Source organism: Vibrio sp. Vf1514, assembly GCF_052076135.1.
GTDB lineage: Bacteria > Pseudomonadota > Gammaproteobacteria > Enterobacterales > Vibrionaceae > Vibrio > Vibrio furnissii.
In genome coordinates this window covers 284317-296547 of sequence record NZ_CP197268.1, presented here as the reverse complement: position 1 = coordinate 296547, position 12231 = coordinate 284317, and the positions used below count along the sequence as shown (strand labels likewise).

At 51.9% G+C, this 12231-nt stretch carries 13 protein-coding genes; 9 read left to right on the top strand and 4 right to left on the bottom strand.

Annotated elements, in window-relative coordinates; genetic code table 11:
• Window positions 1-33: 33 nt before the first annotated feature.
• The 4 genes from ACS18Q_RS16105 to kdgR form a co-directional block, all read right to left on the bottom strand.
• Window positions 34-642 (bottom strand): 2OG-Fe(II) oxygenase, encoded by a 609-nt coding sequence (locus ACS18Q_RS16105; protein WP_441257986.1) that lies wholly within the window; start codon window positions 640-642, stop codon window positions 34-36.
• 111 nt (window positions 643-753) lie between these two features.
• Entirely contained in the window at window positions 754-1470 is a 717-nt protein-coding gene (locus tag ACS18Q_RS16100; protein ID WP_004727650.1) for an exonuclease domain-containing protein, read from the bottom strand.
• Window positions 1471-1474: 4 nt separating this feature from the next.
• Window positions 1475-3346 carry a DUF294 nucleotidyltransferase-like domain-containing protein gene (locus ACS18Q_RS16095; RefSeq protein WP_004727649.1) on the bottom strand — a complete coding sequence of 624 codons (1872 nt, stop codon included), beginning with the start codon at window positions 3344-3346 and terminating at the stop codon, window positions 1475-1477.
• Window positions 3347-3428: 82 nt separating this feature from the next.
• Entirely contained in the window at window positions 3429-4211 is a 783-nt protein-coding gene (gene kdgR, locus ACS18Q_RS16090) for a DNA-binding transcriptional regulator KdgR (protein ID WP_004727648.1), read from the bottom strand.
• Window positions 4212-4470: 259 nt separating this feature from the next.
• On the opposite strand from kdgR, the gene kduD reads away from it, so the two are divergent.
• From kduD to bglB, 9 genes are all read left to right on the top strand, one after another.
• Window positions 4471-5232: a 2-dehydro-3-deoxy-D-gluconate 5-dehydrogenase KduD gene (kduD, locus tag ACS18Q_RS16085; protein ID WP_004727647.1), complete on the top strand. Its 762-nt coding sequence runs from the start codon at window positions 4471-4473 to the stop codon at window positions 5230-5232.
• A gap of 22 nt (window positions 5233-5254) precedes the next feature.
• On the top strand, window positions 5255-5776 hold the full coding sequence (locus ACS18Q_RS16080; RefSeq protein ID WP_004727646.1) for a YgjV family protein: 522 nt from the start codon (window positions 5255-5257) through the stop codon (window positions 5774-5776).
• A gap of 14 nt (window positions 5777-5790) precedes the next feature.
• On the top strand, window positions 5791-6114 hold the full coding sequence (locus tag ACS18Q_RS16075) for a cupin domain-containing protein (RefSeq protein ID WP_004727645.1): 324 nt from the start codon (window positions 5791-5793) through the stop codon (window positions 6112-6114).
• Between the two features lie 49 nt (window positions 6115-6163).
• Window positions 6164-6799 carry an RpiB/LacA/LacB family sugar-phosphate isomerase gene (locus ACS18Q_RS16070; protein ID WP_000684798.1) on the top strand — a complete coding sequence of 212 codons (636 nt, stop codon included), beginning with the start codon at window positions 6164-6166 and terminating at the stop codon, window positions 6797-6799.
• A 113-nt stretch (window positions 6800-6912) separates the two neighbouring features.
• Entirely contained in the window at window positions 6913-7812 is a 900-nt protein-coding gene (locus ACS18Q_RS16065; protein WP_441257985.1) for an alpha/beta hydrolase, read from the top strand.
• A gap of 255 nt (window positions 7813-8067) precedes the next feature.
• Window positions 8068-9060, top strand: a complete 993-nt coding sequence (locus ACS18Q_RS16060) for a TRAP transporter substrate-binding protein (RefSeq protein ID WP_004727643.1) — start codon at window positions 8068-8070, stop codon at window positions 9058-9060.
• A gap of 39 nt (window positions 9061-9099) precedes the next feature.
• The gene (locus tag ACS18Q_RS16055) at window positions 9100-9633 is read left to right on the top strand and encodes a TRAP transporter small permease (RefSeq protein WP_238824682.1); all 534 of its coding nucleotides are present in this window, start codon (window positions 9100-9102) and stop codon (window positions 9631-9633) included.
• The gene (locus ACS18Q_RS16050; protein WP_004727641.1) at window positions 9626-10933 is read left to right on the top strand and encodes a TRAP transporter large permease; all 1308 of its coding nucleotides are present in this window, start codon (window positions 9626-9628) and stop codon (window positions 10931-10933) included. Before ACS18Q_RS16055 ends, ACS18Q_RS16050 begins: the two co-directional genes overlap by 8 nt.
• A 19-nt stretch (window positions 10934-10952) precedes the next feature.
• Window positions 10953-12095 (top strand): beta-galactosidase BglB, encoded by a 1143-nt coding sequence (bglB, locus tag ACS18Q_RS16045; protein WP_004727640.1) that lies wholly within the window; start codon window positions 10953-10955, stop codon window positions 12093-12095.
• Window positions 12096-12231: the final 136 nt, after the last annotated feature.

Sequence of the window (12231 nt, the reverse complement as noted above, 5' to 3'; positions counted from 1 at the left end):
CGCGGTCGTTGTATTGGGTGTGATCACCGAGATTCAGTTGGCGATGTCGAGCTTGTTTTCCGTCACACCATTGGTTCGAAACCAACCTGCAATGCTGATGCGCTCAGCGTTGGTGGTCAACACTTCGTGGGGAAATTTCTCCGACAAAAACACCACCAAACGCCCCGCCACAGGCGCAATCGTTTCAATCAAATGGTCATCGAGATCGTAGAGTTTCAGCTCGCCACCATCCGCCGGTTGCCAATCAGAATTCATGTAGAACACCGTGGTCAGCTTGCGATTTTCTTGGCCGCGAAACGCATCCAAATGCTTCTTGTAGAAATCGCCCTGCTCATATTTGGCAAAATGCGCTTCATACTCAAACAGGCCGAGGAAAAAATCGCGGTTCACCGTCTGACGAATCTGCTCCATCCGTTCCAGATAATCCTGAATCGGCTGCCCCATGGTTTGGCTCAGCCACTGGATCTTATCGCTTCGAATGGTGGCCTCACGCTGCACGTCGTCGTGGCGACCGATGCGAGCACGATGCCACGTTTCCGGCACACATTCGCCGAGACGCTGCACCTGCTTGGGTGCCAAAAAGTCGTCCCAAATAAACCATCCTTGATCCGCGATGGCGTCTAATAACGCATCTAATGCCATAGTTGTTATGCACGTTGACAAAAAGAGGCGTTATAGAGGTCTGGCGAAAAAGCCGCAAATCGGATTGTTTGTCTTAAAGGACAAGAATAATTATCAACAATCAATTCGCCATTACGGCATCATGATTTTCGATACTTTGGGCGGGTGGTTTTTGAACAGCGATTTCATCTGCGCGGTGAACAATTCCGCCGTCGCCAGCGCATCGATGGCTGCGGAATGGGCGTTATATTGCGGCAACGCGTAACGCGTGCGCACATCGTTGAGCTGAAAACTGGTGCCACACTCGGTTTTACCGGCATAGGTCATCTGCTTTTCTATTTGCAAGGTGTCGACCCACACACACGGAAAGTGTTCGATTGCAAAGCGTTCACGCATGTACTGCGCCACAAACGCCCGTTCGATGCACGCCCCGTGCACCAACGCAATCTTACCGGCCAATTGACCAAACAACCGATCCATCGCCTCATCCAGCGTCACGCCATGTGCCAACACTTGCGGCGTAATGTGGTTGATCACTGCCGAGTCAGCGGTGACAAATTCCGGGTGACGCACGAATATCTCTTCGCTGGCGGCCACATCGATTTGGTCCAGCGTCATGCCGACCCAACCCAAGCTCAGAATTTGATCGTGCCCGGCATCCACGCCGGAGGTTTCAAAATCAAATGCCAGTAAATCGTGCTGGTAAACCAACGCGTCCACATCCGGTAATGGCTGGCTGAAATAGTTCGCCAGCCCCGGCGTCCAATCGGCGCGAGCGGCCAGCGCGTCATGCTGCTGCTGTAATTTGGGCAGGCCGCCCCCAAAGTGGCGCTTGATGGTTTCCAACATGGTTTTACCCTTTCACAAACCGTAATTTCGCCACGTCTTGCAGCTCACTGATGATCTTAAACGCATCTTTCAGGTGCTTCCGTTCAAAGCTGCTAAACGTGTCCGGCGCGATGTGGTTGTTTGCCTCTTTTCCTTCCCGAATCGCCTGCAACTGATGTTGGAAACGCACTTGGGTAATGAACTTGTAGGCGCCGATGATGTTCTGACAGCTGTCTTCCGACATGCTGCCTTGCTGCGCGGCGTAACGAAAACGCTCTTCGGTGCCCGTCATCGAGCCGCCCGCCGCCAAGCTGAAAATGCGCGCTAAGTCGATGATCAGATTGAGCGCGTACTTTTTGATGTTAAGGGTGTTGCTGTTGTCGCCGCCCTTTTCCAGCACCAGATTATTGAAGATCCCGAGCGGCGGCTGCGTATCAATGGCGTCAGTCACCAAAGCAGGCAAGAAGTTCGGGCTGTTTTGAATGCACTGATGCAGATGCGCCTGCATTTGGTCAACCAGCTCGCTGTTACCGTAAATTGAACGCACTTCTAAAAACACGCTGATGCTCAGCAGTTTGTTGTATTCCGGGCTAGCAACCCATTTGCGGTAATACTCTTTCCACACGCTCAGTGGCTGACACCATTTCGGCGAAGCGGCCATGTATTTGCCGTCGCACAGCGGATAACCGCATGCGGCCAAGCCGTTGCACACGCGCATCGCCAAATGCGTGAAATAGAGCATGTGTTCGGGTTTCACATCATCCGACAGTACCAACGCGCTGTCTTGGTCAGACAGCATGTGCACTTCATTGCGCGCATGTGAGCCCGCCACCACCCACGCGTATTCGCACGGCGGCGGCCCCAGCAACTCTTCGGTAATTTGCAGCAGACGGCGTGTAAACGCATCCATGATCATCGACATCACGCGCCCTTGGATTTCGGCGCTGACCCCGCTTTCCACCAGCGATTCGAAAATCGATTGTTTCTCGACTTTCAGCGCCGCCAGCGCATTAACCGAGCTGGCGTATTTGATTTTCTCAATCAAAAACAGCGCTTGCGTGCGATGGTTGTGCACCAGATGCGAGGTAGTCAGCAAGCCCACCACGTCGTTGCCACGCACCACCGGCAGGCAGCGAATGTTGTATTGCAGCATGATGGAGATGGCCTGAATCACTTTGTCATCAGCCTGAATCAGCTGCGGGTTTTGCGTCATCACCCGTTGAATGGGTTGTTGAATATCAATGCCAGACGCCACCACGCTGCGCGTCATGTCGCGGTCGGTCACGATGCCCACAATGTCGCCGCCCCGCGTGATCACCGCGCACGAGCTGCGGCGGCGCTCATCATCACACATGATTCTGGCGACCTCTTGAATGGCGGTGTTTTCATCAACAATGGCGATGTTTTCACTGGCAATTTCACCCACACGGCGAAAGAACAAGCCCTTCTCTTCTTCGCGGCACACGCTGTTGACCGCCGACACCAAACGCAGTTGCGCTTGCGAGGCGAAGTAATCAGCAAACTCCGGGTGCTCTTGACACACCGTCAACACATCGCGGTGCGGCACAAGGTAGAGCAGCGAGTCTTGAATCGCCTCGGCCTGATAGCCGTCTTCGGCATCTTTGAGCGGCGCTAAGAAGGTAAAGCCAAACTGATCTTCTTCGCCCAATCGGGCACGCAACTCACCGTCGCGGCGGCGCTGCTCAATCGCACCCGTGCGAATAATGTAGAGATAGCGGTCGTCACACAGGGCGCTGAATTCAATCTTCTCCCCTTTGGCGAGGTAGCGCACTTTGACGTGATTGGCCAGCGACGCAACGATCGTGGAGGGCAGCTTATCAAACGGATCGAGCTTGATAAGAAAGTCATAAATGTTAGGAGTTAATGATGAGCCCAAAATGCCCTCCAAATTCAAAACGCTGTTTCAATACAAAAAGTGTGACTAAAAAAAGCAGCCCTGCGGCTGCTCATACTTCAGACTAAGCGGGATACTTGTTGTAGCCAAGTTGCTGCGAGATATTGCGACCAGCGGTCTGCAACATGCTCACGTACTCGTGCAAGCGTTCTTCCTCAAAGCGAATGGTTGGGAAGGAGATCGAAACCCCGGCAATCACGCGGCCAAAACGGTCGTAGATTGGCGCTGCGATACAACGCAGGCCTGGTTCTTGTTCTTCGTTATCTTCCGCGTAGTGTTGCTCGCGAACCAGTGCCAGTTCTTCCAACAGTTGGTCGACATTTTCTAGCGTACGGTCAGTGTGCTTGATGAACTCAACGTCTTCTAAAGTGTGACGCACAAATTGTTCTTCACGTTCAGCCAATAGCACTTTACCAATCGCGGTACTGTAGAGCGGGTTACGACGACCAATGCGCGATTGCATGCGCAGGTTGTACCCTGAATCGATTTTGTGCACGTAAATGATGGCGTTTTCATCCAACGCCCCAAGGTGCAACGCTTCGTTGGTCTGTTCAGAAATGCAGCGCATCTCTTTGTCAGCCAGTTCAATCAAATCGACGTATTCCAGCGATTTTGCGCCCAGTTCAAACAGTTTCAACGTCAGTTTGTATTTATCCGCTTCCCCTTCCTGAGCCACATAGCCCATAGATTTCATGGTTTGCAGAAAACGATAAGTGGTGGCTTTAGACATCATCAATCGTTGAGACAGTTCGGAGACTCCGATTTCTTTCTGTTCACCCAGCGCTTGCAGAATGCTGAATACTTTTAAAACCGACGAGACTGCTTCCGGTTGAGTTGACTTTTCCATGGTTGATCCTTTGTATCTTTTATTGCCGCCTATTATAACCACTCACTTTCTTCGTACCACAATTTTTAAAAAGCCTTTTCAAAATTTTGAAACCGCGCAAGTATTGCGAGCATTAAAAAGACGATCACCATCAATATTTTTAAAACACCTTTTCAAAAATAATTGCCTTCAGTTTCTTTTTGATCCACGATACAGACATACGAAGTGAGATGGCCAATCCGCTGCCACTCAAATACCAGCTACCATTGAGGAAAACGTTATGATTCTTGATTCATTCAACCTGAAAGGCAAAGTTGCTATCGTGACTGGTTGTGACACTGGTCTTGGTCAGGGCATGGCACTTGGCCTAGCCAACGCAGGTTGTGACATCGTGGGTGTCAACATTGTTGAGCCAACTGAAACCATCGCAAAAATGGCAGAAACCGGTCGTAAATTCATCGACGTTCGCGCCAACCTGATGGCACTGGACGACATCCCATCCATTGTTGACCGCGCGGTGACTGAACTGGGTCGTATCGACATTCTGGTGAACAACGCAGGTATCATTCGTCGTAACGACGCCATCGACTTCAGTGAAAAAGACTGGGACGATGTGATGAACATCAACATCAAGTCTGTGTTCTTCATGTCTCAAGCTGTGGCGAAACAGTTCATGGCTCAAGGCGAAGGCGGCAAGATCATCAACATCGCGTCAATGCTGTCTTACCAAGGTGGTATCCGTGTACCGTCTTACACCGCATCAAAAAGCGGCGTGATGGGTGTGACTCGTCTGATGGCAAACGAATGGGCGAAACACAACATCAACGTGAACGCGATTGCACCGGGCTACATGGCAACCAACAACACCGCAGCACTGCGTGCTGATGAAGAGCGTAACCAAGCGATCCTTGAGCGTATCCCTGCAGACCGTTGGGGTACACCAGAAGACTTGGCTGGCCCAGTGGTGTTCTTGGCATCAAAAGCGTCTGATTACATCAATGGTTACACCATTGCTGTGGATGGCGGCTGGTTAGCACGTTAATCACGAAGAAGTATCCGAGACGATGATTGCAGATTTATCTCTGGCGCAAGCATTAGGCTTTGTCAGCTTTGGTTTAGGCATCTCCACGTTCTACCAAAAAAACGACCGACGTTTGAAAATAGTCATGTTCGTTTTCAATCTCAATCATCTGCTCCATTTTATTTTGCTTGGTTCGGCCGTGTCAGCGCTCAGCGCGGCACTGTCGGCCATGCGGACAGCCAGCTCCATTTACACCTCGTCAAAATATGTGGCGGCACTGTTCCTGCTCGCTGGAGCGGGATTGGGGTTAGCGATTGCTGACCATTGGTGGGATTTGTGGCCGGTTATCGGCACCATGATTGGTACATTTGCTATCTTCATGTTGCGCGGTATTCAGATGCGCATTGCGTTTCTTGTCGGCGCATGTTGTTGGCTGACCAACAATATTCTGGTGGGCTCGATTGGTGGTACATTGCTGGAAATGACGGTGATTACCGTGAACTGCTTGACCATCTATCGTATGGTGCGTGAACAAAAACGCGCACTGGCTGATCAGACTCTGTAACCAAAGAGGACACTATGTTTGTCTATAACCAAGATGTAAAACTGGAAGATCTGGGCGCTGGCGTATCACGCAAGATCCTAGCCTACAGCGACAACATCATGAGTGTTGAAGTGCATTTTGAAGATGGCGCAGTTGGCGCGATGCACAGTCACCCCCACGAGCAGCTCACTTACGTGCTGTCGGGTGAATTCGAATTTACCATTGGCGATGAAACCAAAATCGTCAAAGCAGGCGATGCGCTGTACAAAGAGCCAAACGTGATGCACGGCTGCGTTTGCCTAAAAGCGGGTGTGTTACTCGATAACTTCACCCCAATGCGCAAAGATTTTATTCAATAAAGATTTTGTTTTAACTTATTTGTTGCGGTCACCCCGCAGGAGAAACTCCATGAAAATTGCACTGATGATGGAAAACAGCCAAGCTGGCAAAAACGCAATGGTTCTGAACGAACTGAACACCGTAGCGGCGCCACTGGGTCACGACGTTTTCAACGTTGGTATGTCTGACGAAAACGACCATCACCTGACTTACATCCACCTTGGCATCATGGCAAGCATTCTGCTGAACTCAAAAGCAGCAGATTTCGTGGTTTCAGGTTGTGGTACAGGCCAAGGCGCAATGATGTCTCTGAACCTGCACCCAGGCGTGGTCTGTGGTTACTGCCTAGAGCCATCAGACGCATTCCTGTTCAACCAAATCAACAACGGTAACGCACTGTCTCTGGCATTCGCAAAAGGCTTCGGCTGGGCGGGTGAACTGAACGTTCGTTACATCTTTGAAAAAGCGTTCACAGGTGAACGTGGTCAAGGTTACCCAATCGAGCGCGCTGAACCACAACAACGCAACGCAGGTATCCTGACTCAAGTGAAATTTGCTGTCGCAAAAGACGTGGTTGAAGCACTGCGTTCAATCGACCAAGAGTTGGTGAAAACCGCTGTTGGCGGCGCTCGCTTCCAAGAGTGTTTCTTCAGCAACTGCCAAGTGCCAGAAATCGCAGAATACGTTCAATCTCTGCTGGACTAAGCACTGATTGACTCATTTATCGGGAACTAAGCAAAAAGCCAGCGATTTCGCTGGCTTTTTTTTATGCCATTCGTGGCACAATCAATCATCTTTCAACACGGCAAGGATTGGATATGTCTGATTTTTCATTTACCTCGCTGACGCAGTGGTTTCCCGACCACGATGTCATGGCGCTGTGGCCATCGGTTCACGCGGCGCCGCCGCTTTCACCGCGCTTTAGCGAGCGCAGCAGCGATGACGTGATTCGCGATCGCGAAGTCTCTCAAATTGTGATGCCAGAGATGGTGGTGGTCACACCGCAGCAATCTAACGGTATTGGCTTGTTGGTGATGCCCGGCGGCAGTTACCAGCGTGTGGCGTTCGATAAAGAAGGCATGGACACCGCGGTGGCAATGAGCGAGAAAGGCTACACCGTGTTTGCCATGACCTACCGAATGCCGGGCGATGGACATGCCGAAGGTGTTCACGCGCCGCTGGCAGATGCGCAGCGCGCCATTCGGCTCATTCGCGCCCACGCAGATCGCTGGGGATTGCGCCATGTCGGCATCGTCGGGTTTTCGGCCGGCGGCCACGCAGCGGGCACCTTGGCGGTCCATCACACCCAAAACGTCTACCCCGCGCAAGACGCCGCAGATGAGTTCAGCGCGCGCCCCGATTTTGCCGCCTTGATGTATCCGGTGATCAGCATGGACGATGACATCGGTCACCCCGGTTCACGTCATGAGCTGATGGGCGAACATCCGAATCCTGAGACGCGCCAGCACTACTCGCTGCACACCCAAGTGCGCAGCGACACGCCCCCCTGCTTTTTACTGCATGCCAGCGATGACGCCGCGGTCAAGGTTGAAAATAGCGTGGTGTTTTGGCACGCCTTGAAGTCGCATCGCGTGCCCACCGAGCTGCATCTTTTTGAACGCGGCGGTCACGGGTTCGGCGTACGCGGCGCGCAGCAACTCCCCGCGCAGCATTGGCCACAACTGCTTGATAGTTGGTTACAAAGCCAGTTTTCTTAACGGTTTGATTCGGCGCACATTCATGGATTGGCGCCGAATTCCCACCTTCGCCATGCAATCCTTAAAACTGTGATTTTCTGCGTACTCTCCACGATTAAAGCGACGTTTCTTGAACGAAGTTGGCGCATTTTTAAAGGTGCCTGAGTGGCCAAACTGCCAAGATATCCCTGCCCTACAAGAACACTCAGACGCTGCTACTGACAGACGTCATTACTCAATAACAAGGAACATCACACGCAAGTGTATGGAGGATTTATGTCCAAACCTCACAGCGCTTTAAAGTGGTTATTGGCTTCGGCCATCATGGTACCCTTTTCGCAGTCCGCTTATGCCACCACGATCTTACGTCTGGCGTACGCAGAAAACAGTCAACCCGTTAAAGAAGCTTTGCACTACATTGGCAAAGCCGTCGAAGAAAAAACCAATGGCAGCGTCATAGTGCAGTTTTTCCCCGATGGCCAGTTAGGCGGGGAACGTGAACTGGTCGAGATGACGCAAGTCGGCGCCATCGACCTCACCAAAGTCTCCTCGGGTCTACTTGAAAGCTTTTCACCCCTTTATGGTGTCTTTTCCCTCCCTTACCTGTTTGAAAGCGAAGAGCGTTTTTACCAAGTCATGGACAACCCAGACATCATGGGCCAAGTGTACCGCTCGACGGAATCACAAGGCTTTGCCGGTGTCGGTTGGTATGACTCCGGCGCACGCAGCTTCTACATGACGCGCGGCCCAATCAATACGGTGGCGGATCTACGCGGCAAAAAGATTCGCGTGATGCAAAGTGAAACCTCGATTGAAACCATGAAACTGCTGGGCGCATCGCCAATCGCCATGGGTCAGGCAGAAGTCTATACCTCACTGCAACAAGGCATCATTGACGGCGCAGAAAACAACGAATTCGCGCTGACCATCGCCCGCCACGGTGAAGTGGCCAAATTCTACAGTTACGACATGCACACACGCATTCCTGACATCGTGATCATGAGTACGTTGACCAAACGCAAGCTCACGCCCGACCAACTGGTGGCCCTAAAAGAGGCCATCACAGAATCGGTCGAAGTGGAAAAACAAGCGTGGAAAGTCGAAATGGAAAAAACCCGTGAACTGGCACAAACGCAATTTGGCGTGCAGTTCAATACGGTCGAACTCGCGCCCTTTAAAGCCGCCGTTCAACCCATTTACGACAAGCTGAAAAACAAGCCGCAAATCTATGCCTTGTATCAGCAAATCAACCAACTAACTAACGAATAACAGGCAGAGAGTACGCTCTCTACCTTCTGTGAGGTCTACATGCGTAACATTCGACTCTGGTTGGATAGAACCATAGAAGTATTTGGCTGCGGACTGATGATTGTGATGGTCTTGGTTGCCTGTTGGCAGGTGATCAGCCGTTATATCTTCAACGCACCCAGCACATTTTCAGAAGAGTTCCTGCGCTTTGCGCTGGTGTGGCTGTCGCTGATTGGTCTGGCCTATGTGTCCGGCAAACGTGAACACATCGCCCTAACGCTGTTTCTTGACAAATGCCCGCCGCAACTGCGCAGCTCGTGGCACATCATCATTCAAGTGGTGTTTATTCTGTTCTCCATCTACGTGCTGATCATCGGCGGCTGGAAAGTCTCCTCCAACGCGATGCAACAGATTTCGCCGGTGCTGCAACTGCCGATGGGCAAAGTGTATTACGCGCTGCCAATCGCAGGGGTGCTCACCATCGTCTACAGCGTGTTGAACATCATCGATTTGGTGCGTAAACCGCAACACAGTCACGCGCACGATGAACATCACGATCTAAACCAAAAACTTGCCGGAGGTCAGCATGATTGATCCCATCATTGCAGCCAGTATGCTGGTTGGTATATTTGTCGTCCTACTTGTCCTAGGCACCCCTATCGGTCTGTGTATCGTGCTGGCGTCGAGCGCCACCATCATGTTGGTGCTGCCATTTGATATTTCGATGTTTACCACGGCGCAAAAAGTCTTCTCGAGTTTGGATAGTTTTGCCCTGCTCGCCGTCCCGTTCTTCATTCTTTCGGGCGTGATCATGAACAACGGTGGCATCGCGACCCGTCTGGTGAACTTTGCGAAGTTGTTTACCGGTCGCATTCCGGGCTCACTGTCGTACACCAACATCGCCGGGAACATGATGTTTGGTGCGGTGTCTGGCTCAGCGATTGCCGCGTCGACCTCGATTGGCGGCGTGATGATCCCAATGTCGGCCAAAGAAGGATACAACCGTAACTTTGCGTCTGCGGTAAACATCGCGTCGGCGCCGACCGGCATGCTGATTCCACCGACCACGGCGTTCATTCTGTATGCGCTGGCCAGTGGCGGCACCTCCATCGCAGCGCTGTTTGCGGGCGGTTTGGTCGCAGGTAGCCTTTGGGGCATCGGATGCATGATCGTCACCTACATCGTGGCGAAACGAAACAACTACACCAACTTCTTCTCACTACAAAAAGGCGTGGCTTGGAAAGTAACGCGTGATGCGCTGCCAAGCTTGCTGTTGGTGGTGATCATCGTGGGCGGTATTGTCAAAGGCATCTTTACTGCGATTGAAGCCTCGGCCGTGGCGGTCATCTACACCGTGTACCTGACACTGGGCCTGTACAAAACGCTGACCCTCAAAGACATGCCGAAAGTGCTGACCCAAACGTTTGTCATGACCGGCATCATCATGTTCTTGCTGGCGACCTCCTCGGCGATGTCGTTCGCGATGGCCATGACCGGTATCCCTGCCGCGCTCAGCCAGATGATTCTGGGGATCTCTGACAACCCAGCCATGATTCTGTTGGTCGTGACGCTGTTCTTGTTGGTGGTTGGCGCCTTCATGGACATCGGCCCTGCGATTCTGATTTTCACCCCGATTCTGCTGCCTATCGTGCAAAAGATCGGCGTTGACCCAGTCCACTTCGGCATCCTAATGGTTTACAACCTGGCGATTGGCACCATCACGCCTCCTGTGGGGAGCGGCTTGTACGTCGGTGCCAGCGTGGGTCAAGTGAAGGTCGAGAATCTGATTAAACCCCTGATCCCGTTTTACGTGTCCATTGTCGCCGTACTGTTACTCATCACCTACATACCGCAACTGACACTGTTTTTGCCAAAACTGCTTGGCGTCATGTAATTGAATTTGAGGATTTAACATGAAAGTTTTTCCAGTAAAACACAGCTCACTATTGCGCCGCGTAGAGCGCACTCATCCTCGCCATGTTGTCGTGGATAAAATTACAAACTTGATTGATAACCTGATCAACATTCAGGACCACACGGGCGAATTTCTGCTGCACTTGGATGACGGTCGCACCATTGATACCAAAGGCTGGGCAGGCTGGGAATGGACACATGGCATCGGCCTGTACGGCATGTACAAGTACTACCAGCAAACCAACGACCTGAACGTGCTAAACATCATCGACGAGTGGTTTGAAGACCGCTTCGCTGAAGAGCAAGCAACCAAGAACGTGAACACCGTGTGTCCGTTCCTAACGCTGGCGTACCGCTACGAAGAGACGGGCGACCAATCCCTGATTCCTTACTTGGAAACATGGGCTGATTACGTGATGTACCAGATGCCGCGCACCCAAAGTGGTGGTATTCAGCACATCGTCTACAACAGCGAAAACCCAGAGCAAATGTGGGATGACACGCTGATGATGAGCGTGATGCCGCTGACGAAAATCGGCCTGCTGCTGGATCGCCCAGAGTACGTGGAAGAAGCGAAATACCAGTTCCTAACGCACATTCAATACCTGACCGATCGCGAAACAGGCGTGTGGTTCCACGGCTGGACATTTGAAGGCAACCACAACTTTGCCAACGCACGTTGGGCACGTGGCAACAGTTGGGTGACGATCGTCATTCCTGATTTCCTAGAGCTGCTGAACCTGCCAGAGCACGATGCGTACCGCCGCCACCTGATTCACATTCTGAATCGTCAAGTGGAAGCGCTGGCCCAATACCAACAGCCAGGCGGTTTGTGGAACACCCTACTCGACGACAGCAACTCGTACGTTGAAGCATCAGCCACTGCTGGATTTGCCTACGGTATTTTGAAGGCCGTACGCATGCGCTACATCGATGCGAAATACGCCGACATGGCGCACAAAGCGGTCGATGCGCTGATCAGCGACTACATCAACGATGCGGGTGAATTGATCAACGTCTCGTTCGGTACCGCGATGGGATCTGACCTCGATTACTACCGTGAGATCCCACTGACATCAATGCCTTACGGACAAGCGATGGCCATCCTCTGCTTGTCTGAATACCTCCGTACTTATTTGTAAAATTGCGTTCAACCTCGATACGCGCTTTGCCCCACTTCGGTGGGGCTTTTTTTATGCGAAATCCCCGCCACACCTGAGTTTCTCTAAGTGTGATATCACTCACCGCCACTAAGAAAAAACGGACAGACAAGCGTGT